General features: G+C 44.2%; 24 protein-coding genes and 1 tRNA gene. 12 read left to right on the top strand and 13 right to left on the bottom strand.

All coding sequences use genetic code 11. The features are described 5' to 3' along the window. The first annotated feature begins 85 nt into the window (after nucleotides 1-85). Both J4N40_RS21625 and J4N40_RS21620 read left to right on the top strand, forming a co-directional pair. A complete protein-coding gene (locus J4N40_RS21625; RefSeq protein ID WP_005374179.1) occupies nucleotides 86-781 on the top strand; it encodes a glycoside hydrolase family 19 protein in 696 nt (231 codons plus the stop codon). Next, on the top strand, nucleotides 726-1,253 hold the full coding sequence (locus tag J4N40_RS21620) for a hypothetical protein (RefSeq protein ID WP_250155878.1): 528 nt from the start codon (nucleotides 726-728) through the stop codon (nucleotides 1,251-1,253). Before J4N40_RS21625 ends, J4N40_RS21620 begins: the two co-directional genes overlap by 56 nt. Before the next feature lie 46 nt (nucleotides 1,254-1,299). Here the strand turns inward: J4N40_RS21620 and J4N40_RS21615 are convergent, their stop codons facing one another. The 3 genes from J4N40_RS21615 to J4N40_RS21605 form a co-directional block, all read right to left on the bottom strand. Continuing rightward, complete coding sequence (locus J4N40_RS21615; protein WP_250654510.1) at nucleotides 1,300-1,692, bottom strand: cystatin; 393 nt, start codon at nucleotides 1,690-1,692, stop codon at nucleotides 1,300-1,302. A 174-nt stretch (nucleotides 1,693-1,866) separates the two neighbouring features. Next, nucleotides 1,867-2,865 (bottom strand): cytochrome d ubiquinol oxidase subunit II, encoded by a 999-nt coding sequence (gene cydB / locus J4N40_RS21610; RefSeq protein ID WP_005374173.1) that lies wholly within the window; start codon nucleotides 2,863-2,865, stop codon nucleotides 1,867-1,869. A 10-nt stretch (nucleotides 2,866-2,875) separates the two neighbouring features. Beyond that, the gene (locus J4N40_RS21605; protein ID WP_017635517.1) at nucleotides 2,876-4,264 is read right to left on the bottom strand and encodes a cytochrome ubiquinol oxidase subunit I; all 1,389 of its coding nucleotides are present in this window, start codon (nucleotides 4,262-4,264) and stop codon (nucleotides 2,876-2,878) included. A 159-nt stretch (nucleotides 4,265-4,423) separates the two neighbouring features. On the opposite strand from J4N40_RS21605, the gene J4N40_RS21600 reads away from it, so the two are divergent. Both J4N40_RS21600 and J4N40_RS21595 read left to right on the top strand, forming a co-directional pair. Beyond that, entirely contained in the window at nucleotides 4,424-5,668 is a 1,245-nt protein-coding gene (locus J4N40_RS21600; protein WP_250654509.1) for an NADH:ubiquinone reductase (Na(+)-transporting) subunit B, read from the top strand. Between the two features lie 297 nt (nucleotides 5,669-5,965). Continuing rightward, a complete protein-coding gene (locus J4N40_RS21595; protein ID WP_005384172.1) occupies nucleotides 5,966-7,366 on the top strand; it encodes a tryptophanase in 1,401 nt (466 codons plus the stop codon). Nucleotides 7,367-7,444: 78 nt separating this feature from the next. Here the strand turns inward: J4N40_RS21595 and J4N40_RS21590 are convergent, their stop codons facing one another. Together J4N40_RS21590 and J4N40_RS21585 are read right to left on the bottom strand one after the other, a co-directional pair. Further along, entirely contained in the window at nucleotides 7,445-8,056 is a 612-nt protein-coding gene (locus J4N40_RS21590; protein WP_005374167.1) for a DUF2913 family protein, read from the bottom strand. Between the two features lie 32 nt (nucleotides 8,057-8,088). Then, a tRNA-Leu gene (locus J4N40_RS21585) sits at nucleotides 8,089-8,172 on the bottom strand. 559 nt (nucleotides 8,173-8,731) lie between these two features. On the opposite strand from J4N40_RS21585, the gene J4N40_RS21580 reads away from it, so the two are divergent. After that, complete coding sequence (locus J4N40_RS21580) at nucleotides 8,732-9,940, top strand: NupC/NupG family nucleoside CNT transporter (protein ID WP_171345934.1); 1,209 nt, start codon at nucleotides 8,732-8,734, stop codon at nucleotides 9,938-9,940. Nucleotides 9,941-9,994: 54 nt separating this feature from the next. On the opposite strand, the gene J4N40_RS21575 is transcribed toward J4N40_RS21580, so the two are convergent. Together J4N40_RS21575 and J4N40_RS21570 are read right to left on the bottom strand one after the other, a co-directional pair. Continuing rightward, nucleotides 9,995-11,083 carry a DUF3541 domain-containing protein gene (locus J4N40_RS21575; RefSeq protein WP_250654508.1) on the bottom strand — a complete coding sequence of 363 codons (1,089 nt, stop codon included), beginning with the start codon at nucleotides 11,081-11,083 and terminating at the stop codon, nucleotides 9,995-9,997. 69 nt (nucleotides 11,084-11,152) lie between these two features. Further along, nucleotides 11,153-11,758: an alpha-ketoglutarate-dependent dioxygenase AlkB family protein gene (locus J4N40_RS21570; RefSeq protein WP_053349380.1), complete on the bottom strand. Its 606-nt coding sequence runs from the start codon at nucleotides 11,756-11,758 to the stop codon at nucleotides 11,153-11,155. A gap of 132 nt (nucleotides 11,759-11,890) precedes the next feature. Between J4N40_RS21570 and J4N40_RS21565 the strand changes: the two genes are divergently transcribed. Next, entirely contained in the window at nucleotides 11,891-13,246 is a 1,356-nt protein-coding gene (locus J4N40_RS21565; protein WP_042523392.1) for a diguanylate cyclase, read from the top strand. A gap of 387 nt (nucleotides 13,247-13,633) precedes the next feature. On the opposite strand, the gene J4N40_RS21560 is transcribed toward J4N40_RS21565, so the two are convergent. Then, entirely contained in the window at nucleotides 13,634-15,190 is a 1,557-nt protein-coding gene (locus J4N40_RS21560; protein WP_080773721.1) for a DUF3612 domain-containing protein, read from the bottom strand. Between the two features lie 174 nt (nucleotides 15,191-15,364). On the opposite strand from J4N40_RS21560, the gene J4N40_RS21555 reads away from it, so the two are divergent. After that, nucleotides 15,365-15,943, top strand: a complete 579-nt coding sequence (locus J4N40_RS21555; RefSeq protein WP_250654507.1) for an aldolase/citrate lyase/malate synthase family protein — start codon at nucleotides 15,365-15,367, stop codon at nucleotides 15,941-15,943. 90 nt (nucleotides 15,944-16,033) lie between these two features. Here the strand turns inward: J4N40_RS21555 and gefA are convergent, their stop codons facing one another. After that, complete coding sequence (gefA, locus tag J4N40_RS21550) at nucleotides 16,034-17,047, bottom strand: diguanylate cyclase GefA (RefSeq protein ID WP_047102820.1); 1,014 nt, start codon at nucleotides 17,045-17,047, stop codon at nucleotides 16,034-16,036. A gap of 349 nt (nucleotides 17,048-17,396) precedes the next feature. Here gefA and J4N40_RS21545 point away from each other — a divergent pair, with 349 nt between their 5' ends. From J4N40_RS21545 to J4N40_RS21535, 3 genes are read left to right on the top strand one after another with little or no spacing between them, the layout of a single operon-like run. Further along, nucleotides 17,397-18,749 carry a DASH family cryptochrome gene (locus tag J4N40_RS21545; RefSeq protein ID WP_250654506.1) on the top strand — a complete coding sequence of 451 codons (1,353 nt, stop codon included), beginning with the start codon at nucleotides 17,397-17,399 and terminating at the stop codon, nucleotides 18,747-18,749. Continuing rightward, nucleotides 18,749-20,293 (top strand): cryptochrome/photolyase family protein, encoded by a 1,545-nt coding sequence (locus J4N40_RS21540; RefSeq protein WP_250654505.1) that lies wholly within the window; start codon nucleotides 18,749-18,751, stop codon nucleotides 20,291-20,293. The genes J4N40_RS21545 and J4N40_RS21540 overlap by 1 nt, the downstream gene beginning before the upstream one ends. Further along, nucleotides 20,293-21,000 (top strand): SDR family oxidoreductase, encoded by a 708-nt coding sequence (locus J4N40_RS21535; RefSeq protein ID WP_053349376.1) that lies wholly within the window; start codon nucleotides 20,293-20,295, stop codon nucleotides 20,998-21,000. The genes J4N40_RS21540 and J4N40_RS21535 overlap by 1 nt, the downstream gene beginning before the upstream one ends. Nucleotides 21,001-21,061: 61 nt before the next feature. Here J4N40_RS21535 and J4N40_RS21530 read toward each other — a convergent pair whose 3' ends face one another. Further along, complete coding sequence (locus J4N40_RS21530; protein ID WP_005374142.1) at nucleotides 21,062-21,208, bottom strand: DUF2256 domain-containing protein; 147 nt, start codon at nucleotides 21,206-21,208, stop codon at nucleotides 21,062-21,064. 33 nt (nucleotides 21,209-21,241) lie between these two features. Further along, entirely contained in the window at nucleotides 21,242-22,384 is a 1,143-nt protein-coding gene (gene msrB / locus J4N40_RS21525; RefSeq protein ID WP_250654504.1) for a peptide-methionine (R)-S-oxide reductase MsrB, read from the bottom strand. Between the two features lie 202 nt (nucleotides 22,385-22,586). Here msrB and J4N40_RS21520 point away from each other — a divergent pair, with 202 nt between their 5' ends. Next, on the top strand, nucleotides 22,587-22,985 hold the full coding sequence (locus J4N40_RS21520; protein WP_005374132.1) for an OsmC family protein: 399 nt from the start codon (nucleotides 22,587-22,589) through the stop codon (nucleotides 22,983-22,985). Between the two features lie 129 nt (nucleotides 22,986-23,114). Next, nucleotides 23,115-23,669, top strand: coding sequence for a sugar O-acetyltransferase (locus tag J4N40_RS21515; protein ID WP_042523386.1), 555 nt, complete (start codon nucleotides 23,115-23,117; stop codon nucleotides 23,667-23,669). 87 nt (nucleotides 23,670-23,756) lie between these two features. Here J4N40_RS21515 and J4N40_RS21510 read toward each other — a convergent pair whose 3' ends face one another. Together J4N40_RS21510 and J4N40_RS21505 are read right to left on the bottom strand one after the other, a co-directional pair. Then, entirely contained in the window at nucleotides 23,757-24,137 is a 381-nt protein-coding gene (locus J4N40_RS21510) for a hypothetical protein (protein ID WP_005374128.1), read from the bottom strand. Further along, the gene (locus tag J4N40_RS21505; RefSeq protein WP_250654503.1) at nucleotides 24,125-25,186 is read right to left on the bottom strand and encodes a glycine zipper family protein; all 1,062 of its coding nucleotides are present in this window, start codon (nucleotides 25,184-25,186) and stop codon (nucleotides 24,125-24,127) included. Before J4N40_RS21505 ends, J4N40_RS21510 begins: the two co-directional genes overlap by 13 nt. Nucleotides 25,187-25,297: the final 111 nt, after the last annotated feature.

The raw sequence follows: 25,297 nt of genomic DNA, 5'->3' as shown, positions 1-25,297 counted from the left end.
AAAGTGTCGTAATACAATGTCAACTTCAAATTTTATAGGTGATTTTTTGTTCTTTCAGTTTTAATCTTCATCAGATGGAGGGACTATGATTACAAAACAGCACCTTAGAAAAGTATGGAAGAATGAAACTAAAGTTTCAGAAGACTATTTAGTGATTATAAGCAAAGAACTTTCTATGAAGATCTCTGAATGTAAGTTAGATAGTGAACTGAGACTGTCACACTTTGTCGCTCAATTAGCAAAAGAGGTTGGTCCTGGAATGAGAATGGAGGAAAACCTGAATTATTCAGTTCAAGGATTGAAAAGCACTTTCAGAGTCTATCGGAATAGGCCGGCGTTAGCTGAAAAGCACGGGAGAAAAAATGCCATCAATCAAAAAGCAAACCAAGAAGCGATAGCAAATAATGCCTATGCCATGAAAATAGGCAATGGTGATGCAAGTACCGGAGATGGATGGAAATATCGCGGTAGAGGAATGATACAGTTAACAGGGAAAGGAAACTATTTAGCGACAGAAAGCATACACGCAAATATTTGGAACGAAAATACGAGTTTCTCTTCTTCGCCCCAGTTAGTTGCTCAACCTAAATATGCCATCAGGACTGCTATGATTTTTTGGCTGAAGAATAAACTATATTTAAAAGCCGATAAGGGAGCATCTAGAACGGTTACTGATAGTATTACTAGGGTTATTAATAAAAATACAGATTCATATGGACAACGACATGAGATATTTACCGAACTGTATAAAAAAGGTATTTTCAAAGAAATTTTTAAGTAGGGCTTTTGGAGCTTGTTTGATAGTACATTACCCTGCATTTTCCTTTCAGTTAACTAGTGTCGACGATGGTTATTTTCTGACTGATAATAAGTTTGAATCGGATTATATGGTATATACTCCGGGCGCGAAGGAAGCGGAAATTACTGATGCATATGACTTCACTTGTGTTGGTAGCAAAATCGAAGTGGTTAAAATTAGAAGTGAAATTAACAATGCCGTGACTCATGGAGAGCAGCTCCAATATTACTTTTTTCTTGTTACTGAGAATAAAGCTTACTGGCCACTTAGAATTGTTGAATCTTTCCAGACCGTGGACAAAGATTCCCAGGAATTAGTGTCAGAACATTTACCTTTCACAAAAAATGATGACCTTGGGTTAGCTTGTGATTTAGTTAGGCCTCAGGTTGAAAGCTATTACTTTTCCCAAGCTTTTGAAGCGATACCTAAACATACCAACAATAAAGGCGACTGAATCAGTCGACTTTATTGTGTCGGCTGTAGAGTCGTAGTGTCTATTGCTATTTAGGGCAGAGTTCGCCTTTCTTTGCGTGTCTTTCGATCATGTAATCGCCTCGGGCACAGTGCAATACAATTGCATTCCAGACTTGACCATCTTGCAACTCGAACTCAAACGCATAATGGGTGCCGCCGACCATTTTCGTTCTCACCTCATGAATTGCTTTCAATTTATCATCGGCATTCATTTGATAAAGCACCATGTTGAGTGAGCGTCTGGCGTCAGGAGTTGCTTCAGCAAGTTGCCAATGGCCCTGCTCGTCTGTTGCGGAGCAAATAGACCGCATTTTACTTTTCATGGCGGATGACATCTGCTTGTCTACGGCCAATGCATTTGGTGAAAACAGTGGAACCGTCAAAGGAATCAAAGTTACCAGAAACCGCTTTAAGGTCATAAAAACACTCCGTTGTTTTACTCTTGCTTGAGTATAGACCTCAATGGCTTCAGATGTGGTGCAGTCGACTCTGGGCCTACAATATCGCAGTTCGTATCAACGAACTGATGATAAACAAGGCGACCACGCTTGCCAGCCAAATGCCAATGAACCACAAAATGGGCTTTAGTTTCATCAGTGATATCCTTCTCCACGTTTCATCTTGCCGCGGAACACCCAGTACGAATAAGCCGTGTAGGCTATGATCAGAGGAAGTAATACCACCGCACCGGCAAGTAAAAATGCCAAACTTTTGTCTGGCGCGGCGACGTCTTGATAAGTGAGTGCGAATGGGACCAAGTAAGGGAATGTACTGACACCGAAACCCATCGCGGACACAAGAAACAGGCCGATCGCAAGAACGTAGGCTCGGACGGCTTTGTGGTCGAGTAAGGCTTTGAATAACTGCCAAATAAGTGCCGCTGCAATAATTGGTAAAATGAAAAACAGTAGCGAGTTTGGTAATGAGAACCAACGTTCAAAGACGATATTTTGGCTCAATGGCAGCCACAAACTGGCGATAAATATACAGGCTACCATCGCTAGCCCCCATCGTCGCGCGACCACGTAATAGCGCCCCATCAGCTCTTCTGGAAGCTTGATTAATAACCAGCATGAACCGAGCAGAATATAAGCACAAACAAGCGCCAGGCCACAAAATACGCTAAATGGCGAAAGCCAATCAAACCATCCACCTGCGTATGCTCGTTCACTAACCTCTATACCTTGGAGCAGGGTTCCGAGCATAATGCCTTGCATCAATGCCGCGGTGAGTGAACCAATGAAAAAAGCGCTATCCCATAAAAACTTTCCGCGTTGTGTTCGGAAGCGATACTCAAAAGAAACCCCGCGCAGAATTAACCCGAGCAGCATTAAAATCAGGGGAGCATAGAGTGCTGGCATAATGACCGCGTAGGCGAGGGGGAACACGGCAAAAAGCCCACCACCGCCAAGAACTAGCCAAGTTTCATTCCCATCCCAAACAGGAGCGATGCTATTCATCATCATGTCGCGCTCTTCATCGTCATTAGCGCTGAGGAATAGGATACCAATACCGAGATCAAAGCCATCTAACACGACATAAATCAGAACGGCGAGCCCAATCAAAGCGTACCAAATTAATGCGTAATCCATGAGTTAGCTCCTAGGTTAGATGGTTAGAATGTGTGATGGCATCAGTTTTCGTGCCATCAGGAAGTCGGCTATCTAGACCTTCTTCATATCGAGTTGGAGACTTGCGCATCAAACGTAGGAGATAGAAGAAGCCAGCTCCAAAAACCACAAAGTAAACCACGATGAACGCCGTCAGGGAGACGCTCACCGCGGCGGCATCAATAGGCGATGCCGAATTGGCTGTGGTTAAAAGACCGTATACGGTGTAAGGCTGTCGACCGACTTCGGTAGTTATCCAGCCTGCTAAAACTGCAATAAACCCCGCTGGGGCAAACAGGACACAAATACGTTGAAGTGCCCTTGAATCAAAAAGTTTGCGACGTTTTCTTAGCCAAAGGCTCCACAAACCAATAACAAGCATGCCAAAACCAAGCGCGACCATTACTCGGAAAGACCAGAAAACGATAGATACAGGAGGGTGTTCCTCCTCTGGAAAAGCATCTAACCCCTTCACTTCACCGTTGAGGTCATGAGTTAAAATCAAACTACCGAGTTTGGGGATTTCCAGTGCGTATTCCATACGTTTTTCTTCATCGTTAGGGATACCGAAGAGGATCAATGGCGCGCCTTGGTGAGACTCATAGTGCCCTTCCATCGCGGCGACTTTGGCGGGTTGATGTTCAAGGGTGTTTAATCCATGCATGTCTCCAGCAACGATTTGAATTGGTGTCACGATGGCAGCCATCCACATTGCCATCGAGAACATAATTCTGGCTAGAGGGTTATGGTTTGCTTTTAGTAAGTGGTAAGCGGCAACGCCAGCTACAACAAAGGCAGTAGTAAGGTAAGCGGCGAGCAACATATGAACGAGCCGGTAAGGAAAAGAAGGGTTGAAGACAATCGCCCACCAGTCTTCTGGGATAAACTGTCCGGCTTCGTTGATACTATAGCCCGCTGGTGTTTGCATCCAACTATTAACCGAAAGTATCCAAAACGCAGACAAAAACGTCCCGAATGCAACAATGCAAGTCGCGGCGAAGTGAAGCTTCTTACCCACCTTATCCATACCGAAAAGCATCACGCCTAAAAACCCCGCTTCGAGGAAAAACGCAGTAAAAACTTCATAACCCATCAGCGGGCCTAGGATTGGGCCTGTTTTGTCGGCAAACACGCTCCAGTTAGTACCGAATTGATAGCTCAACACGATGCCACTCACCACACCCATACCAAAACTGATGGCAAAGATTTTGAGCCAGTACTTATAGATTTGCATGTACTGTTTGTTGCCCGTTTTTAGGTACAAGCCCTCTAATACAGCGAGATAACTTGCCAAACCAATCGTAAAAGCTGGAAAAATAATGTGGAAAGAGACAGTAAAGGCAAATTGGAATCTAGCTAGGTCAATGGCGAGTGTGTCCATGAGCGGTCCCTTTTTCGTTGGATAAACTGTTCGCCGGATTTAAAGAGGAGACAGAAGAGTGGCGAACAAGGTGAAGTACGAAGAAGGAAGACGAAGAGATTAAAAAACGATCGCTTTTTACACATGTGCGTACCATCTTTTAGATAAAGGAGGAGCGTTATGAGCCTTAAACATTACTTTGAGAAAGCGACACCTAAGTTTGGTCCAGGTGGGAAGTATCACAAGTTCTACCCACTTTTCGAAGCTGTCGAAACCATTTTTTACACGCATGGTAAGGTAAACCAGGGCATGACTCACGTTCGAGATAGCATCGATTTAAAACGTATTATGATCATGGTGTGGTTGGCGGTCTTCCCTGCCATGTTCTGGGGTATGTACAACGTAGGCCAGCAAGCGAGTGATGCCTTGTTGTATGGAATGGATCAAGCCTCAGCTCAGCAAGCGCTTGTTTCTTCATGGCAACTGAGTTGGGTATGGGGCTCGTTAGATGCGGTTTCACAAGCGGGGTGGGGAAGTAAAATGTGGCTTGGTGCTACTTACTTTCTCCCGGTTTATGCGACGGTGTTTATCGTTGGTGGTTTCTGGGAAGTTCTGTTTGCTATTGTGCGAAAGCATGAGGTAAATGAAGGTTTTTTTGTCAGCTCTATACTCTTTGCGCTGATTCTTCCTCCGACAATTCCACTATGGCAAGCGGCTTTAGGTATCACTTTCGGTATTGTTGTGGCGAAGGAGATTTTCGGTGGTACTGGACGAAACTTCCTAAATCCAGCTTTAGCAGGGCGAGCGTTCTTATACTTTGCCTATCCTGCCAACATGTCCGGTGGTGCTGTGTGGGTCGCGGCTGATGGTTACTCTGGCGCTACTCCACTTAGTCAATGGTATGAAGGCGGGCAAAGTGCTTTGATAAATAATATGACAGGACAAACAATTTCATGGGGAGATGCTTTTGTTGGTAATTTACCAGGCTCGATGGGTGAAGTCTCCACGTTGTTGATCGCACTAACAGGCTTGGTTCTCATCTTTATGAAGATTGCATCGTGGAGAATTGTTGCGGGCGTGTTGGTCGGTTTAATCGGAGCTTCATTACTATTGAATGCGATCGGTTCAGACTCTAACCCCATGTTCTCCATGCCGTTCTACTGGCACTTCGTGATTGGTGGGGTTGCGTTTGGTACCTTCTTTATGGCGACAGACCCTGTCTCGGCAGCTTTTACCAATAACGGGAAATGGGCATACGGACTATTAATCGGTGTGATGACGATTTTTATCCGAGTGCTGAACCCGGCTTATCCAGAAGGCATCATGTTAGCGATTCTATTTGCTAACTTATTCGCGCCACTTTTCGATTACTTAGTCAAAGAAAGTAATATCAAACGCAGAATGAAAAGGGCGAGACCTTCTTAAAATGAGGGTGACCTCACTGAAAATTGATTGAAAACTACACTATATTGAAAAGGTCAGAGACATGGGGTTTCTGACTTTTTATTTTTATCAGGAGGACGAAGACGATGAGAATAAAGGATATTCTCGATAGCCGTTTGGTGCTGTCGTTCTGGTATAACCTAGACTACTGCTTGTCTCTTCTTAGTAAAATCTCTTCTCATTGATTTCCTCAATGCAATTGCATGAAAAGCATTCTATCTATTTGTTTTTTAGTCTTACGTGAAACTGCGTAGGGCAATGCGTATAAGGAAATTAACAATGAAACGTATTCCAGAACCTTTCCGTATCAAAATGGTTGAGCCAATCAAAATGACGACTTTGGCAGACCGTGAAGTCGCGTTAAAAGAAGCGGGCTATAATCCATTTCTTCTTCGTAGTGATGATGTTTATATCGATTTGCTGACTGACTCTGGCACTGGTGCCATGAGTGATAATCAGTGGGCTGGCATCATGATGGGGGATGAATCCTATGCGGGGAGTCGAAATTACTACAACCTGTGTGATGCAGTGGAGCACTTCTTCGGTTATAAGCTCACCGTGCCTGCACACCAAGGGCGTGGTGCCGAGCAAATTTTGTTCCCCGCTTTGATTGAGCGTATGCGTCAGGTGCGTGGTGGCGAAACGCCAGTATTTATCTCGAACTACCATTTTGATACCACAGCGGGTCACATTGAACTCAATGGCGGTAAAGCGATTAACGTGGTAACGGAAGAAGCATTCGACACCACTACGCCTTATGATTGGAAGGGCAATTTTGATATCGATAAGCTGGTGGCAACAATTGAAGCGCACGGTTCGCATAACATCTGTGCAATTATCACCACGATTACTTGTAATAGCTCCGGTGGTCAGCCTGTGTCGATGGAAAACATGCGCAGTGTGTACGAGATTGCAACCAAGTACGATATTCCAGTGGTGATTGACTCGGCTCGTTACTGTGAGAACGCCTACTTTATCAAGCAGCGTGAAGCGGGTTACGAGAATAAATCGATTCTGGAAATCATCCGTGAGATGTACCAGTACGGTGATATGCTCACCATGTCAGCTAAGAAAGACCCGATGGTAAACATTGGTGGCATGTGTTGTATTCGTGATCATAAGGAGTTGTTCCAGGCGGTGCAGACACGCTGCGTACCCATGGAAGGATTTGTAACATACGGTGGCATGGCTGGGCGTGATATGGAAGCGCTCGCTCGCGGTTTGTATGAAGCCGCGGACGAGGATTTTCTTCATTATAGAATTAGCCAAGTTCAATACTTAGGTGAGCGCTTACGTGAAGGCGGGATTCCGATTCAATACCCAACGGGTGGTCATGCGGTGTTTGTGGATGCCGCTAAGATTTTGCCACATATTCCAGCGGATCAGTTTCCTGCGCAAGTATTGTGTAATGCTTTGTACTTGGAAGCGGGTATTCGAGCAGTAGAGATAGGATCGTTGCTGCTTGGTCGAGATCCGGAAACGGGTAAACAAAAAGCGTCAGAGCTTGAGTTGATGCGTTTGACCATTCCACGTCGTGTCTACACAAACGATCATATGGATTACATTGCGGATGCGATTATCGAACTGAAAAATCGTGCACATGAGTTAAAAGGGCTCACTTTCGAGTACGAGCCACCAGTGCTGCGCCACTTTACTGCTCGATTTAAAGAGATCGATTAACTCAAGTTTAAATCTAGATAATCAAAAGGCCGCGAGTTTCGCGGCCTTTTTCGATTCGTTTATTTCTTAGCGTTACAGTTACGCTAACTCTAATGTGATGCGAACGAACTGGTCGTCTTGATACTGCACTTCATAATTGAAGGTACCACTGGCGTAAATGCTGCCAAGGAAAAGTGAACGTTGACTCATTGGTCCGCGGAACAGCATCGAAATAGGAGCGATTAGGGCGTTATTATCATCGAAGTGCTGATTTAAGTTCTCAGAAAGCACACACAGCAAACAGCCGTGTTGGTCGTGAGATAAGTCGACGTCTTCCGGTCGAGATAATAACACGGTAGTCCCCAGTTTCTTCTCAATCTCGTTGATCAGCAGCAAGTAGCTATCTAGATCGGGTTGAGGGTTGCTGGGTTTGTCTGCACCGACGCAGCGCTCGAGTAATGCTTCCAGATTTCCGTTCTCACCTTTTGCCTGCTGAGTCAAAGATTTTAACGGCTTTTTAATCAGCTTATAGCGATTACTCTTCAGTTTTGGTTTCAGCCATTTCTGAAGTAAGTCATTACGTTCTTTAAGGGAGAGGCCATGCGAGGACGCGTGAATTTTAAAGTGCAGGTGTAATAAAGCGTGAACCGCAAGCTCACTCAGAAGTTGATTAGCATCTGTAGACTGTCTTGCCTGCTTAGAACTTTGCATTACACTCGAACAAAATTAGGGAAGAAGGATAATGGTGCCGAGAGAGGGACTCGAACCCTCACACCAAAGGCACTAGCACCTCATGCTAGCGTGTCTACCAATTTCACCATCTCGGCATCATGATGCTCTGAATACTCAGAGGCCTCGAAAGAAGCAACGCGAATTATAACCAAAATCCACCTGTTGGCGAGAGCAAAATGACGAATTTTGGCTCTTTCGAGTTTGATTGCATATTTATTGGTCACTTTTATGTTTTTTACCATCAACGTCTATCCTTATTCCCTTACTTTTATTAATAGTATGACGACAAAAGAGTACTTTTGTCTAAATTTTGAACGCTTGAACGTTTGCGTAAATAAATGTGATGAATATCTCTTTTTGTTGGCTATACTTGCGTCCCGTTTAAGCGGGAATTAGGGTTTAGTTGTTCAGGACCCTTACCCATACAAGCCGTCACATGGAGCAGGCCAAGCAACATGCTCGCCAGCAGTGAATGACCCCACGGACCGGACCAGCTACGTTCAATTGCTTGTATAAGGTAAAAATAAGATGTCGAACTATTCGTTCTGTCTACATTCTGGATCTAAAAGTGAGTTATCGCTCGCTGCGTTGTCCCTTTCTTCTGCCAATTCCTTTGGCTCTTTTTTCTTTTTCAACGTTTAGTAGGTCCAGCTCATGAGTGTTCTATTTAGTCTATTTGGTATTGTTGCACTGCTAGGTTGTGCTTTCCTACTTTCTGAGGGTCGTTCTTCCATTAATTGGAAAACTGTATCTCGCGCCTTGATGCTACAAATGGGGTTTGCTGCGTTAGTGCTCTATTTCCCGTTGGGTCAAGCGGCGCTGACGAGTTTAAGTAATGGTGTCGCGGGGCTACTCAGCTTTGCTGATGAAGGGATTAAATTCCTCTTTGGTGACCTCGCTTCTTCTGGCTTTATCTTCGCTATTCGTGTCCTTCCTATCATCATCTTCTTCAGTGCTCTTATCTCCGCCCTTTACTATTTGGGCATTATGCAAAAAGTGATTCAATTTATTGGCGGCGCTATCCAGAAGTTCTTGGGTACGAGTAAAGCAGAGTCTTTGGTTGCAACAGGGAACATCTTCTTATCTCAAGGCGAGTCACCACTTCTTATTCGTCCATTTCTTTCTAACATGACTCGCTCTGAACTGTTTGCTGTGATGGCTGGTGGTATGGCTTCAGTGGCGGGCAGTGTGCTTGGTGGTTATGCTGGTTTAGGGGTCGACCTCAAATACTTGATCGCGGCAAGCTTTATGGCAGCACCAGGTAGTTTGATGATGGCAAAAATCATCGTTCCTGAGCGTCAAACGCCAAGCGATTACAACAATATTGAGCTAGATAAATCAGAAGAAAGCAACGTAATTGATGCGCTAGCAAGCGGTGCCATGGGCGGTATGAAAGTTGCCGTTGCTGTTGGTACCATGCTTATCGCTTTCGTGAGTGTTATCGCGATGGTGAACACGGGGCTAGAAAACTTGGGTGAGATACTTGGTTTCTCTGGCGTAACGCTACAAGCGATTTTTGGTTATTTGTTTGCACCTCTAGCGTGGTTGATTGGTGTGCCAAGCCACGAAATTCTAGCTGCGGGTTCATACATTGGTCAGAAAGTGGTGATGAATGAGTTTGTTGCGTTTATCGATTTTGTGCAGCACAAAGCGACACTGTCTGAGCATACTCAAATTATTATCACTTTTGCGTTGTGTGGTTTTGCGAACATTGGCTCAATTGCGATTCAGTTGGGCTCTATCGGCGTGATGGCACCTGAGCGCCGCAAAGATGTTGCAAGTCTAGGCCTAAAAGCGGTTGCTGCTGGTACACTCGCTAACCTGATGAGTGCTTGCTTAGCGGGAATTTTTATCTCTCTCTAATTTAGATTGAAGATCCACACTCAAAACCCGCCTAAATGGCGGGTTTTGTTATTTCTAAGGCTTGGGCATTAAGCCGTAAGGTATCGATTTAAAAGCCTCTGGGTGCTCTTGATAAGTTGGCGCTTTATGTACCCCTTTCCAATCGAGCAGCATGATGGCTAGCACGTTACGGTGTTCGCCGTACTTGAGATCAAAGTTACCGTCGACCGACGGAATCATCCCTTTTTCTGCGTTGATTGCATGACGAATGGCTTGGCGGGTCTTCTTTACGACCGGATCATGGTCCAAGCCTGCTAACAAAAACGAAATGCCGACTTCCGCAATCACGTCTTCTTTGGCGCGCAGTAGGATAGTGTCGATGTTGTTGCGAAAGTAATCATAAATCCATTGGTGTTTCTTCTCGCTTACTCGCTCCTGATAATACTGTGAATCGGCAAAGATGATGTGCGTCATACCATAGAGTTTGTTCCAATACTGCTGAGCTGAAAGCATCTTATCTTTATCGTCGGGGTAGGTGTTCCGGAAGGTTTGAGTGAATTCCTCGACCACATCTTGCTCTCCTAGCTGACGAAGCCAGTAGACTTGGTTTGCAAGCTGAGCTGCCCATGCCTCTATCATCTCTTTGTCCGTAACGTAACGCGAGAAATCGTAGAGCCTAATAATTTTTCTCAGCGTTTTGTCTTGTTTATGCTTTAGGCCATACTCGTTTGCTCTTGCCATTGCGCCAAGCAAATCCACACCAAGATAAAGGTACTCAGGATGGTGTTTAGTCACGGTATAGCGTCGCTGACCTCGTTCGGTTTCTTTCTCTTGATACGTGGTCAGCCTTTGAGATGAATAGAGAATGATGTCTTCTGGTTCAACGACTTCATTAGCAAATTGGTTTAACCGGCTGGCTACTTGTGCCATGTCGGTCCAAATGGCAGCGTGATATTTCTCATCTAATGTTTGGCGGTACATGCGCAAGCCAAAATGGCCCTCTTTAAACGCCGGGAAAGTGAACAGTTCTTGTTCGTAGGTACTACGAATCAACTGCGCTGATTGAGTATTATCGAGAAGCGGTACGTCTTCCTGTGATGCCTGAGCAGCAAAGGTAAGTGAGTAAAAGAGTAAGACCGCTAAGCTAAGAGGTTTAATACGCATAAATCCATTCCCTATGAAGTCCTGAACCTAAACCTACCATCAATATTAATTGAGAATGTAAAAGCTGAGTCAATAGTTAAAAATTTGCCTAAAAGTCAGGTTGATACGTTCATCTTTGGTTTTCGCGGTTTTTGGTACGCAGTGCTTCCAGTGATGCTGTAGCTCGCCAGCCATAATCAGTAAGGAGCCGTGAGAAAGCTCGTATTCAATCTCAGTTTTACAATGTAAATTTCTAAGCAAAAATCGACGTGTTTCACCTAAGTTCAAAGATGCGATAACAGGGTTTCTACCTAACTCTGGTTCATTATCTTGGTGCCAGCCCATTGAGTCTTGGCCGTGTCGATATAAGTTAGCGAGAACAGAATTAAAAGTGACATCAGCAACTGATTCACAACGCACTTTGAGCTGAGTTAACTCAGGAGTCCAAGGGTGAGGCTGCATGGTTAAGCCTGAGTAAGTATATGCTGCATCACCGTGCCACGCTTGTAAGCGAGGTTGAAGTACTGACTTGCCGAACATAGTAATGTGTTCTTGGTGCCATGGCAGTGTCTTTCGAAGTTGGTCAAAGTAATTATCCGCCTCAAGATGGTTAAGAAATTGAGGATCATAATAAAGTTTTCCTCTTTCTACTTCTTGCCATAGATCGCCGCCAAATAAATCGCCTTGTTGATGCATCATCTCACACCTAAAACATAAAAGTTGTCAATCACTGTTACCTTTCTGATTATGATTGGTTATTCTTGTGATAATAAGAATTTTAACAATAAATAAAAAATCTCGTAGTTGTATACGAGTTGTGGGGAGAAAATGCGTTATTTACCCAGAAAACGATGCTATTTTGCATTGTTCTTCCTCACCTTTTTCGCTTTGTGTATTGGGGTTATCGAGCTGTTAAATCGAAACCAGCAAGAGCTTCACAAAGAGCGAGTTCAAGTTGAGGCCAAAGAACAACTTTCCATTCTCCGTTCCAATTTGGAAGCGGTACTTATGGCGGATATCTACAAAGCCAGTACTTTAGCGACACTCATTACGTTACTTCCTAAAAACCAAGAAGAAGAATTGAGTATCGCCGCTCACCGAATCCTAAATAAAAGTAAACATATTACAATCATCGGTATCGCGAAAAATGATGTAATTAGTCATGTATTTCCACGCCAAGGTAATGAGCGCCTAATCGGCCTTGATTACCGCGCAGTGCCACAGCAGTGGGTACAGGTGCAAAAAGCCAAGGATGTACAAGAAATTTTCATCGCAGGGCCAGTGACTTTGATTCAAGGTGGCCGAGGTTTGATCGTGCGTGTGCCTGTTTTTCTTGATCCTCCAATGAATCAGGACTACTGGGGAGTGATCAGTGCGGTGATTGATTTCGATGCTCTGATGAGAGAAACCGGCGTAATTGATTTCTCGTATCGTTACCCTTTAATGATCCGTGGTTACGATAGCGGTGGCTCATTTGGTGATGCTTTCTTTGGCGCGCAAAGTGTAAATAGCATGGCATATGCAAAAGAGATGGTTCATTTTCCTTATGGTGGGTGGAGTATGGTGGTTTTCTCTGGAGGCAAAGCTGATCGCCAAATCTCTTGGCATCAGTTGCATTTAGCTAGAGTAATCGGCTATCCCATTATATTCGCACTTAGCCTCGCGCTGTTCGCCATTTATCGACTGTATACCATTGCAGATGACAGAGCTTTACACGATGAACTCACGCGTTTACCAAACCGTCGCTATTTTATGAAGTTTTACAAGCAGCAGTTTGAAATAGCGAAACGTTATAAAAAGCGTTATAGCTTCGCCTTAATTAATATTGACCTAGATAGGTTTAAACACATTAACGACACCTATGGTCACGACGCAGGTGACAAAGTTTTAATCGCTACGGCTGAAAGGGTAAAAAGCTCTCTGCGTAAATCAGACATCGTGGCCAGAATGGGCGGTGATGAGTTCTTAGTTGTAGTTCATCACCCAGGAACGGAAGAAAATGTTCAGTCTCTTCTACAAAAACTTCGATTAGCGCTATGCTCTACGCCCGTCATTTACGATGAAACGCTTATCTATTTGAAAGCCAGTATTGGGTACGCGATATTTGACCCGCAAATGTCATCTCCTGAGCAAATGATGAAAATAGCCGATGAGAGAATGTATCAACAAAAGCATGGCGGATGAGCCTGAACCCAGTTTCAATAAGGGGTTAGAGGAATGGTAAAGTTGGGAGCCCGAAATCTCATCATCATTGAGGTGCAAGAATATGTGACTTCATATGTTCACAGACACTTTGCTGAGAGAGTCGTTATTAGCAGTGCATTCAGTGGCATATTTGCATAATGTTGCATTTTGCAAATGCAGTTTGCGAAATTAATGGTTAATAAAGCAACGATATGCATCTGGATCTACTAAAAAACGGCTTTTTTAAAGTTGGCACGCATCGTGCTTTACTTAGAGTGACCCTTATTAAGCCGAGGGTCACCTAGCCAACTGACGTTGTTAGTGAATACAAATTGTTCACAAGTATATACCGCCAATCACGTTTATTGTGATTGGCGTTTTTTCTTTCTAAAGCCCGATGATATTCACGTCGCTGCCCGTCTCATCAGCTTCTCCGCACTTGCTGTAACAACTAGGTTGTCTTGGACAAACCGCCCCTCTGGAGCAGATCAACCTTGCTTGGGTTTGAATCCCGCGCTCTATCCAGTTGATGTTTAATATCTTAGCGATAGTCGTTAAGTCTTTTTTGATGTGGGGAGGAATAACACTACTTCCGCCGGAAGCGACACAAAGGGACTTAAGTTCTTCCGCTATGGAAACGGCATCGCCACCTTGTGCAGAAATAGCAGGGTTAAGATCAATACCGGCACATAGCACGCGATTATTTCCCGCAGGATCAAATACGTTGACCGATTCGCAGCAGTAGATACGTGGCTCGTCACCAACATTTAAAATCGAAATTTGCGCTGAACTTGTATCCAAAGGCTGGGAAAGGCGTCGGAATACGGCCCAGTGCTGGCAAGGGTCGTTCACTTTGCGCATGTTGCCCCAAGGCAATGGAATACCATTTCCGCGATACACGGCTTTTAACTTGCCAGGGCCATAGGCATCAAAATAGTGCCAATGAGGGTAAGGCGAGACCACCGTCATGCGACGCATTGCAACGGAAGGAGAAACGCCGGCCTTTTTGTGAACATCAATCTCGTAACCAGAACGGTCAAGCAACTGACGAAAGGGTACTTTGGGGCAGAGTAGGGCACCGGCAAAGAAGCTGGACTCAAAATCACGCCAAGCTTGCAGGATATCTTGCGAATTGAGTTCAGAGTTCGACACAGGGCTGTCCATTTGCTCCCAATTGTTTTGATGCCCGATAGATAAAACGTTATTCATTGCATCGCTGCTATGGAGCACTCGATGACCAATATATACCGCCAAGTCATACTTCAATCGGGTTGGATAGTCACGCATTCGTTTATTGAGATAAATAGTCCCAGGTGGCTCCATGAAAGACGTAATCAACTGTTTGGCGCTGACGCCCAGTTCATCAATCACATCTTGTGGCGCTCGATCTACCCAGCGGATATCCAATCCCATACTCTTTGCAATGTCTACGAGATCTTCTACAGATAGATTCAGCCGCTTCAAGCCGACCTCTTCGGCGGCGCGCTCTAAATCAGGAAAATGGTTTTGATGGTTTTCTTGGTGTGCGCGGATCAGTAAGTGGGCGAATTGACGCCCCGTGATACCTGTTTGGGAGAGCATTTCTGGTATCGCGATTTGAAGAATATCATTGGAGAACAGGAAGCTCGGCTCCAGCGCCATGCCACTAATCCCACCACGATTCCCTTTGTTGGGTGTGATGGCTTCTAATTCGGGTTCATCATCTAAAAACCACGCAGGATCTTTTTGAAAAACTTCCGCGATCACTTCGAGCATATCGATACTCGGTACGCGTTTTCCGCGCTCAATCATCGAAAGGTAAGAAACCGAAGGAGCGTACTCTGGATTAATTCTTACGCAACGGGCAGATAAATCTTCCATCGTTAAATGGTTGTTTTTTCTTAGATTACGAATTTTCGTACCAAGAAAATGAGACTGACGAATAAGGCTTTTTGACACAGACATTTTGTAAAATTCACATTGTAAAATTTTTGTTGTGAAATTGTAGTCAATATTTCGCTAGTCTACATAATGAGCAGGCAAGGAAATTAACCATCCACTTCACAGAATTGCCTGAAACTTAAATAAAGGATTTAAGTTTTTACTCTAGGACGAGTTTTTAAGTGCGAGGATATGACGATGAATATGCTGAACTTCGATAAAAAAGAGATGCAACAACAACAACGCCCATTTATCGCTGAAGCCGTATTTGCCGTCGAAGCGGTAAGTGCTGAGCAGCAGAGTGAGAAACAAGTAAAAGCGAAGCAACTGCTTGACCGCATGTTCCCATTGGAGAACGGGTCGCACCAAGACGTATCAAGTTACGTAATTGATTATCGCCATGTATTGGCTTATTTCAAAGACGGTTCGCATAGCGGCCTGAAAAGCCCGAAACATTTTGTGGCGTACACTGGTGAAAAGGAAGATCCAAAGTCGATTTTGTTTAAAGATGATTCGGGCAATCATGTAGAAGTGCTGTTTGGCTGTCACAAAGGCACTGGTTGCGTGGAATTAGTGGACATTGACGATATTCAATTAGAAACTCGCACGACGTTTCATCCTGAACTAACTGGCAATGCACCAACTGCGATGCGCCATTGGATAAGTCTAATCAAAGGCGACAAAAAAGGTAAGCCGATGGCATGCAGTGAAGATAAAGAATATACCGCAAAAAATGGTGACGACTACATTCTAAGTTACTGTTACAGCGTCGATTAAGATACTCATGATTGGATACAAAAACCCCGCACTTTACAGCGCGGGGTTTTCTTTTTCATCATAAAAGTCGTTTTCGCTTAGCCAGTTTATTTAAATTGGCATCACGCGGTTACGACCGAGTTGTTTTGCTTCATAAAGCTGTTTATCGGCTTTATTGATTAAGGCTTCAGGTGTATCACCCGGCTCAAACTCTGCTACCCCAAAAGAAGCGGTAATACTGTGAACTTGTGTGCCTGAGCGCTTATCTCTGATACGCAGTTTTTCTATCATGCGGCGTAGTGTGTCTGCATATTGGCGAGCAATTCGCAGTGATTTGTTAGGTACAATTAACGCGAATTCTTCACCACCAAAACGGTACGCACATATCCCATCTCGACAGCTTTGTTGTAGCCGGCGGGCAATGGCTTTTAACACTGTATCGCCAAAAAGGTGCCCGTAATTGTCGTTAAATGATTTGAAATGATCGATATCAAGCATGATCAAGGTCATTGCCTGATTTGATGCGATAAGTGAAGAGAGATCTTTGTCAAATGCTCGGCGGTTGTATAGGTTTGACAAACCATCGAACAACGCATCTTGCTGTACTTCAGCCAGTTGGTTTTTGAGGCGAGAAATTTCTTCACTCGCGTTAGTCAATTGGCTATTCAAAAACTTTGTTGAGTGACGAATTTCGTGTGACTCTGCGACAAGTTGACGAATCACCACCATCACTTCTTCAATGCTTAGGCTATTGTCCTCAACTTTTTCCAGTTTATTAAAGCTTTTGTCTACCATCTCAGAAAAGGAGGAAGTATCTGAAATCGTATCGCTCATTGAACTGGATACTTCATGTAGCAGAACTTCTACATTGGTTCTAAGATCTTCAAGGCTGGTTTCTGCTTTGCTGGCCACATAGTTGTTGTAAAGCTGTTTATTGGTTGCTGGCGGGCAAATACCGTAGTTTTCTAACACCATGTCTAACTCAAAGTTGAGTTCTGGAATGGTCTTGTCAACGTAGGTATACCAAAGCGCGTAGTTGGCTGGCGTGGCAGCAACATGGTTTTTGATCATCAGTGGGACCGCTTTTTTTAAATTAGCGGTTGATTTCTTAAACTCGTCGGTCATTTCTGCGATGGTACTAGCAAAATGGGATTGGGCTTAGATTAACGGATATTAACTAATGTCGCTTTAATTTTTATCACTTTTGCATGGTTTATATAGAAAATGAGTGATTAAGATCGTGATCAATACCGTTGGATTCAAATTTTATAAAATATCAGTATGAAACATGTACAGGAATTTGGTGGTATTGCGTGTTTTGATATATCCAGCAAATGGATTCCGTGTAAACGTCAGTAACCTAATGATCGTCAAACTCTCGTTTTCGTATAAAAGCAAGTAAATCAAAAGGCTTAACGTCAGGGTCTCCGTGAAAAGAACTCGTAGACGAAGAATTAACATCTGAGGGTGCGAATTGAAAAAGAAAATAGGACTTTATTGGTTCACGAACGACTTGCGATTGCACGACAACCCACTGTTGAAAAGCGCCAGTGTAGAAATGGACGAGTTAATTTGCTTGTATTGCTACCCTTCAATGACGCCTTACTTGCAGCACTTTGCGCAGGAAGCCTCTTTCGGGCGCGCGAAATTGCAGTTTCTCGACTCATCGCTTAGTGAACTCAATCAATCTTTGAATCACCTTGGTCAGCGATTATGGGCGGTTGAACTAACGCCCGATCAAGCAATCAAGTATGCTGTTAATCGCTTCGGCGTCACACATATATATGCTGACGCCTTTCCCGGTTCGGATGAGCAACAAGCGTTAGATCGCGCAGTTGAAGGCGCTTCTCATGTAAAAACAAAACAGCAAGCAATCCGGACCCTGTTAAGGGAAGAACAACTGCCATTTGACTTGAGCAATCTGCCTACCACTTTCACGCAGTTTAGAAAGCAAGTTGAAGGTTTAGACATCCCTCAGCCCCACGAGAGTATCCGTTCGTTACCTCCAATTCCCTTAGGTGTGAATCTTCCTTCCGTTACTGCATATTACTTTGACACAAAAGCTGCGTTTCATGGTGGAGAAAGCCGCGGGCTTGAACACTGTCGTCAGTATTTTGCTTCAACACTAGCAAGCGAATACAAACAAACGCGCAACGGTTTAGATGGTATGGATTACTCCACCAAGTTCTCTCCTTGGTTAGCTCATGGGTGCCTTTCTCCGAAAACCATTTATGCCATGTTGAAACGTTATGAAGCGGCGAATGGCGCAAATGATTCAACCTATTGGATTTACTTCGAACTGCTTTGGCGTGAATACTTTTATTGGTATGCCCGTCGATACAAGCGGCAGCTCTTCCGATTCGGTGGCATCCAAAATCAAGCACCACTCACCAGCTTTTACGCGCACCGTTTCCAACAATGGAAGAAAGGTGAAACGCCATTTCCTATCGTGAACGCGTGTATGCACCAGCTCAATGAAACCGGTTATATGTCGAATCGTGGCAGGCAGTTAGTCGCCAGCTGTTTGGTGCATGAGCTTGGCCTTGATTGGCGTTATGGCGCGGCGTACTTTGAGTCACAACTGGTTGATTACGATGTGGCATCGAACTGGGGAAACTGGCAATACTTAGCAGGCGTTGGTGCTGATCCGCGTGGTTCACGACAATTCAACCTCGAAAAGCAAACCGAAATGTACGATCCGCATATGGAGTTCATCGATAGGTGGCAAGGTCGTTGTGCTGGCGCGCATTTGGATAGTGTAGACATGGTCGATTGGCCTATCGTAATGGGCAGCAGTGACGAAGCTTCGTCACCGGAGAAACCGTAATGCAATTTGAAACCGTACGATTGATCTTGGGCGATCAACTTAACAGTGAGCACTCTTGGTTTCAGCAACCGGATGAGCAAGTGCTTTATTTGATTGCAGAGCTCAAGCAAGAGAATACTTACGTCACGCACCATATTCAGAAAGTGTGTGCGTTTTTTTCTGCAATGGAACAGTTTACGCAAGAGCGTCAGAGTGAGGGTCACCAAGTTCTGCACCTCACATTAGATGACACACAATCCTTCGACGATCTTGAGCAAGTCTTGCAACACTACGTGAGCGAAGTTGGTGCAAGTAAGTTTGAATATCAACGCCCCGATGAATACCGTTTGCTAGAGCAGTTAGCCAAACTAAAGCTTGATGGGGTCGTGACACGTTGTGTCGATTCGGAACACTTTTTGTTGCCGTTTGAAGAAATAGAATCGCAGTTTCCTCAAGGCAAACACATCATGATGGAGCACTTTTATCGCCGCATGCGCAAGCGCTTCGACATCTTGATGCAAGACGGAAAGCCAGTCGGCGGAAAATGGAATTACGATGCCAATAATCGTAACAAGCTCAAAGCCAAAGACATTGAACAACTTCCACAACCTTTGATGTTCAGTACCGACGTAAGCGACATTATTGAGCGATTGGCAAAACATGACATCAAAACTATCGGAAATCTCGAAGGAGACTTGTTGTGGCCGATTAATCGCGTGCAAAGCCTCTCTTTACTCGCGCATTTCTGCCAAGTCTGTCTGCCGTTATTTGGACGTTTTCAAGATGCCATGACAGGCCAGCACGATGCTAAGTGGAGCTTGTATCACAGCCGAATTTCATTCTCGCTTAACAGCAAATTGCTGCACCCGAGAGAAGTCATTGATGTTTCACTCAAGGCATTTCATTCCAACGCGGACATCGACATTTCTCAAGTCGAAGGGTTTATTCGCCAAATCTTAGGATGGCGAGAGTACATTCGAGGCGTCTATTGGGCGAACATGCCTCATTACCCGAAAAAGAACGAGCTGGGCGCAGAAAGAAAGCTGCCAAACTTCTTTTGGAGTGGCGAAACCAAAATGGCCTGTATGCGCAATGCGATTGGTCAGTCCCTCGATTATGCCTACGCACACCACATCCAACGTTTGATGGTCACTGGTAACTTTTGCTTGCTAACCGAGATCGACCCAGATCAAGTGGATGAGTGGTATCTCGGTATCTATGTTGATGCGATTGAATGGGTCGAAATGCCGAACACACGTGGCATGGCATTGTTTGCGGATGGCGGCATTGTTGGCACCAAACCTTACGCGGCGAGTGGTTCTTACATCAACAAAATGAGCGACTACTGTAAGGGTTGCCATTACGACAATAAGGCGAGGAGTGGGGAAGGATCGTGTCCGTTTAACAGCCTTTATTGGCGCTTTATGAACAAACACGACAAGCGCCTCGCAGCCAATCCACGAATCGGGATGATTTTCCGCTCTTGGGACAACATGGAAGAACAACAACGCCAAGCGATTCTTGATACCGCAGAGCACTACATAGAAAACGTGGAGAACTTGTGATGGAAATACTCATCGTCGGTGGCAATGGTGGAATTGGTTTGGCGATGGTGAGAGAAGCCGCAGCTCGGTTTCCTCAAGCTCGCGTGCATGCCACTTATCGTAAGCAGCAACCAGATTGGCAACACCCAAATGTCGTTTGGCATCAAGTGGATGTATCGCAAGACGAGCAGGTAAAAGCGTTCAGTGAGCAGATTGAACACGTCGATTGGTTGGTGAACTGTGTTGGTATGTTGCACACCCAAGAGAAAGGTCCTGAGAAGAATCTTAGCTCGCTCGACGCAGACTTCTTTCAGCAAACCATCACGGTTAATACTTTGCCAAGTTTGCTGTTGGCGAAATACTTCACGCCCAAGCTAAAGCGCAGTACTGCACCCAAGTTTGCGACCATTTCGGCCAAAGTTGGCAGCATTAGCGATAATCAGTTAGGTGGTTGGTACAGCTATCGAGCATCGAAAGCCGCATTAAACATGTTCCTAAAAACCATGTCGATCGAATGGCAAAGAGTGGTCAAACATGGCACGGTGCTTTCACTTCACCCTGGCACCACAGATACCGCTTTGTCGGCACCTTTTCAAACCAATGTCCCAGAGGGAAAGTTGTTCACGCCAGAGCGAGTTGCTAAGGATTTATTAGGCTTGATAGAAAAAGCAACCCCGCAAGATAGCGGGGAGTTTTGGGCTTATGATGGGACGTTATTACCTTGGTAAGAGAGCGCGTACAAACGTTAATACAAATGAAATAACATACTCCAGAGAGGGTCGGAGTGACCTACGTTTTCGTTGATTTATTTCTTCGGCAACGCTCAGAACAATAAACGATTTCCTCCCAATTTCGCGCCCACTTCTTTCTCCAAGAAAATGGGCGCTGACAGACCGGACAGACTTTCATGGGAAGGTTGGATTTAAAACCTTTCATCGCGCTGAATGTTCACTCCTAATTTGGTTAAAACTACTTATCAAATAGGTACAGGTAATCGCCGTAGCCTAAACTCGCCATCTTGTTCACAGGTACAAATTTCATCGCAGCAGAGTTCATACAATAGCGTAATCCCGTCGGCTTCGGACCATCTTTAAACACATGACCTAGGTGTGAATCACCAAACTTACTGCGGATCTCCGTTCTAGGGTAGAGCAGTTTATAATCGGTTTTCTCCACGATGTAACCCGGGTTAATTGGTCGAGTAAAGCTTGGCCAACCTGTGCCAGATTTGTATTTATCAGTAGAAGAAAATAGCGGTTCACCGGTCACAATATCCACATAAATTCCCGCTTCTTTGTTGTCCCAGTATTCATTATCAAACGGACGCTCCGTGACTTCTTCTTGCGTCACGTAATACTGTAGCTCTGTTAAGTTTGATTTGATTTCAGACTGAGAGGGCTTACTGTACGCTTTCACTTTCGAAAGCAGCTTTTTTTCTTCAATCAACTGTCGAAGCGTTTTAGGACTTTCTTTTCGATCTTCACCAAACACTTCGTCGAGGTATTTATCGCGACCTGATGCGTAGCGATAGTATTTGTATTTCAGACTACTCTTCTTGTAGTAATCCTGATGGTACGACTCCGCAGGGTAAAACTTTTCAAACTCGATCAGCTCTGTTTTCAACGGTTTTGGATAGATCATCGCCTTGTCGATTTCCATCATAAACTGCTTAGCAATCTGCTTTTGCTCCGCATTATGGTAGAAGATCGCTGGACGGTATTGAGGACCACGGTCAACAAATGAACCTTTATCGTCGGTAGGGTCGATATGACGGAAGAAGTAGTCCAGCACTTGCTCGTAGTTCACGACAGCAGGATCGTACTTCACCTCAATCACTTCAATATGACCAGATTTACCAGAAGAGACTTGGCGGTAAGTCGGGTTTTCAATATGACCACCTGAATAACCTGATACAACATCGATTACGCCGGGCAGTTGCTCTAAATCCGATTCTGTACACCAGAAACAACCGCCAGCTAGCGTTGCGATTCTTGTATTCTCTGAAGCCTTCAGCTTATCCATCGTATCGGCGGTACCTGTTTTACTCAATAGTAGAAACAAGACTGGAAGTGCGAAGGAGAAACCGGCCAATAACTTAGACATATTCTTCATAGCTACCTCATCGTTATTTTTGTAGAAAGTGTTACTTAAATAAAAAGTGTTACGTATAGAGAAAGGTAACCGAGCGAAAAAATTACAGTAATGTTGAAAATTCCGTTGCCCTTTTATGCGATAGAGCTAAAGTATCGACAAGAAACACACCGCTAGTAAGGGCAACGATGCCTTGAATAAGCGATGCTAAATGAGGTAAATCATGCAAGCTGAAGTTAAATGGATAGAAGATTTTAAATTCCTTGGGCAATCTCAGTCGGGCCACTCCGTAGTGATGGATGGCAATGGCGGTGCAACCGCACCAAGCCCAATGGAAATGGTACTAATGGCTGCTGGTGGCTGTAGCTCTGTCGATGTTGTTGATGGTTTGAAAACAGCAGGCCAAAAGGTTTCGTCAGTTAATGCCAAGCTAACCACAGAGCGTCGTGAAACCGCGCCGCGTATCTTTACGCAAGTGAATATCCACTTTGAAGTGTCAGGTGACGAGCTTGACCCAGAAGTCGTAGCAAAAGTGGCGGCTGACTCGCTAGAAAAATACTGCTCGGTTTGCTTAATGCTAGGTGAAGGTGTTGAGATGACCCACAGCTGGGAAATTGTGTAAGCCGACAGACTCCACAAAATATAAAAACAGGAAAGAGAAAAGTCCGGGCTTTTCTCTTTTTTTATTTCGCAGTTCACGTACCTTGTGAAGAATCTGAAAGCAGTAATTGCAGGTTGTAGGAGTCTTCCAGTGACAGAACTAGAAAAAATGATGTCTGGCCAGGTCTTTGATGGCATGGACAAAGAAATTGACGCCATTAGAAGCCATGCTCTTCAAGCACTTAGAGCGCTCAATAATAACACCGACGAAAGTCAGCGCGACGAATTGCAAAAGCAGCTATTTGGCAAGGTAGGCCGTTGTATTGTCCAGGCCCCTTTTCATTGTGAATTTGGTAAGACCATCGAAATAGGTGAAGAAACCTTTATCAACATGAACGTGGTCATGCTCGATGGTGCCAAAATTACCATCGGGAACCACGTGCTCATTGGACCGAGCGTGCAATTTTATACCGCTTCTCATTCTGTTGATTACCGCAGTCGCCGACGTTGGGAAACGTTTTGTAAACCCATCACGATTGAAGATGATGTGTGGATTGGCGGTAACTCCGTCATTAACCAAGGTGTAACAGTTGGCGCTCGTTCGGTTATTGCGGCGAACTCGGTAGTCAACCATGATGTGCCGCCAGATTGTCTATACGGAGGCACGCCAGCTAAGTTGATTCGTCGTCTCAACGAAGAAGAGTAGAGGTTAGTATGCAATAACTCTGGCGATTAGAGAGTTCAGACTGAGCTCTCTTCGTCGAATACATCGTTATATTTTAATGTTAATTCCTCACTCAATTGCTAAAAGAACGGCACCAATTGATAAAGTCAGGGCAACGACAACAGAGTTAACAATGATAATACCCAGTAATAGAATCGACAAATAACGATACCATTTTGGTACTTCTCTAGAAATATTAGGTAATTTTCGCTTTTCACCTGAGCTAGGTTGAACGATTAAACGAACAAACATCAATGTTCGGAAAAATGCGTAAGGCCACCCTGTGAATAAAGAAAGCTCAAATTCATTAAAATATGGTTTTTTAAAATAGTTCCCAACAATCTCCTTCGGCATCAGAAAGTGCATGACACCGATAAAAATGGTTTGTAAGAAAATAATAATCACACCAGTCATTAAAGTGTAAAAAAGAAATGTGATTACTTGCTGCATATAGACTCTATTCCAGTACTAGCGACTAAGTTTGGCTTGCTTTCAATTGAGTTATAAAAGCTTTTTGCCACTTTACCGGATGCATAACCTACAGCCGTTGAACCGGCAGCGAGTACAATGGCAGTCCCCCAGCCAATAGGGTTTGATACTAAAAATAGACCGACTAACGCGCTGGTACCCATTCCTACAGCTGTGCTAGTTATTGACTCAACAAAAATTTCATTCTTTTCATGTTGGTCTTGTGTATTCGCAATCTGAATGCAGGAAGCCGTCAGACCAACACCGACTAAAACATGTCCGCCCACTTTAGATGCTTGAGCTATTTTATTCAGTTTTTCGGCTTGTTTAACTATATGAGCATTCGCAGGTAACCCTCCACTTCGAGCTATGCGAATAGACTGGTGAGTCGTTTTGTTGCCAAATAACAGCTTTTCCATAGGGCCAACATTTTTCTTTAGTAGGTCTAAATGTTTTTTACATCGACCATCATATTGTCCTTTACTTATTACTCCGTTTTTATAGTTTGCGTAAAGGTCGTTGATGTTCTCAATGAGCTTAATATTTCCTTTACTCATCAAGTTCCCTGTAGCACCCATCAAGGTACCTCCTGGAATAGTAATCATATTGGCGTTGTTTTCTAACCATGCCAACGCCCAAAACATTTCAGCATGTTGCGGTGGAACTTGATTTGAGATTGATTTTGGAGGTTGATTGTAGCTGAGAAGGTTGGGAGGCAAAACTTTATGGGGAGGAGAGCTGGGCATTTGAGGTTTAGACGCTGGGTAGGTCCCTAGCTTCGCGATACTTTTAGGAGGTAACGCATTGTTACTTTGAGTTTTAAGTTGAGAGCTTGATTTGGGTAGAGCTGATAACCAAATGATATCGCCAGCTCTAATGCGGTTAGGATCTGAAATATGCTTGTTTAATGTCATTATATGAGTCAGTACCATCTGATAGTCCTTGCTACCATATGGAGCACCATACATGTTTAATATAATTGATGATAAGTTATCATGAGTTTTTATTTTATACTCAAATAATCCCGACACAGAGCACCTCTAGCTAATAATTTGTTTGTTCAGATACTAACAAAAAACTATATTTAAAAAGTTACAAATTAGCTGATGTATTTATTATTTGCATGAAATTGTTAATGTGAT

It is taken from the genome of Vibrio sp. SCSIO 43097, assembly GCF_023650755.1.
GTDB classification, from domain to species: domain Bacteria; phylum Pseudomonadota; class Gammaproteobacteria; order Enterobacterales; family Vibrionaceae; genus Vibrio; species Vibrio alginolyticus.
This window is presented reverse-complemented; position numbering and strand designations above follow the sequence as displayed.

Excerpts from the sequence above, each read along its gene's own strand:
- J4N40_RS21625 (WP_005374179.1), top strand. The coding sequence starts at position 86 with ATGATTACAAAACAGCACCTTAGAAAAGTATGGAAGAATGAAACTAAA.
- J4N40_RS21620 (WP_250155878.1), top strand. The coding sequence starts at position 726 with ATGAGATATTTACCGAACTGTATAAAAAAGGTATTTTCAAAGAAATTT.
- J4N40_RS21615 (WP_250654510.1), bottom strand. The coding sequence starts at position 1,692 with ATGACCTTAAAGCGGTTTCTGGTAACTTTGATTCCTTTGACGGTTCCA.
- cydB (WP_005374173.1), bottom strand. The coding sequence starts at position 2,865 with ATGGATTACGCATTAATTTGGTACGCTTTGATTGGGCTCGCCGTTCTG.
- J4N40_RS21605 (WP_017635517.1), bottom strand. The coding sequence starts at position 4,264 with ATGGACACACTCGCCATTGACCTAGCTAGATTCCAATTTGCCTTTACT.
- J4N40_RS21600 (WP_250654509.1), top strand. The coding sequence starts at position 4,424 with ATGAGCCTTAAACATTACTTTGAGAAAGCGACACCTAAGTTTGGTCCA.
- J4N40_RS21595 (WP_005384172.1), top strand. The coding sequence starts at position 5,966 with ATGAAACGTATTCCAGAACCTTTCCGTATCAAAATGGTTGAGCCAATC.
- J4N40_RS21590 (WP_005374167.1), bottom strand. The coding sequence starts at position 8,056 with ATGCAAAGTTCTAAGCAGGCAAGACAGTCTACAGATGCTAATCAACTT.
- J4N40_RS21580 (WP_171345934.1), top strand. The coding sequence starts at position 8,732 with ATGAGTGTTCTATTTAGTCTATTTGGTATTGTTGCACTGCTAGGTTGT.
- J4N40_RS21575 (WP_250654508.1), bottom strand. The coding sequence starts at position 11,083 with ATGCGTATTAAACCTCTTAGCTTAGCGGTCTTACTCTTTTACTCACTT.
- J4N40_RS21570 (WP_053349380.1), bottom strand. The coding sequence starts at position 11,758 with ATGCATCAACAAGGCGATTTATTTGGCGGCGATCTATGGCAAGAAGTA.
- J4N40_RS21565 (WP_042523392.1), top strand. The coding sequence starts at position 11,891 with ATGCGTTATTTACCCAGAAAACGATGCTATTTTGCATTGTTCTTCCTC.
- J4N40_RS21560 (WP_080773721.1), bottom strand. The coding sequence starts at position 15,190 with ATGTCTGTGTCAAAAAGCCTTATTCGTCAGTCTCATTTTCTTGGTACG.
- J4N40_RS21555 (WP_250654507.1), top strand. The coding sequence starts at position 15,365 with ATGAATATGCTGAACTTCGATAAAAAAGAGATGCAACAACAACAACGC.
- gefA (WP_047102820.1), bottom strand. The coding sequence starts at position 17,047 with ATGACCGACGAGTTTAAGAAATCAACCGCTAATTTAAAAAAAGCGGTC.
- J4N40_RS21540 (WP_250654505.1), top strand. The coding sequence starts at position 18,749 with ATGCAATTTGAAACCGTACGATTGATCTTGGGCGATCAACTTAACAGT.
- J4N40_RS21535 (WP_053349376.1), top strand. The coding sequence starts at position 20,293 with ATGGAAATACTCATCGTCGGTGGCAATGGTGGAATTGGTTTGGCGATG.
- J4N40_RS21530 (WP_005374142.1), bottom strand. The coding sequence starts at position 21,208 with ATGAAAGGTTTTAAATCCAACCTTCCCATGAAAGTCTGTCCGGTCTGT.
- msrB (WP_250654504.1), bottom strand. The coding sequence starts at position 22,384 with ATGAAGAATATGTCTAAGTTATTGGCCGGTTTCTCCTTCGCACTTCCA.
- J4N40_RS21520 (WP_005374132.1), top strand. The coding sequence starts at position 22,587 with ATGCAAGCTGAAGTTAAATGGATAGAAGATTTTAAATTCCTTGGGCAA.
- J4N40_RS21510 (WP_005374128.1), bottom strand. The coding sequence starts at position 24,137 with ATGCAGCAAGTAATCACATTTCTTTTTTACACTTTAATGACTGGTGTG.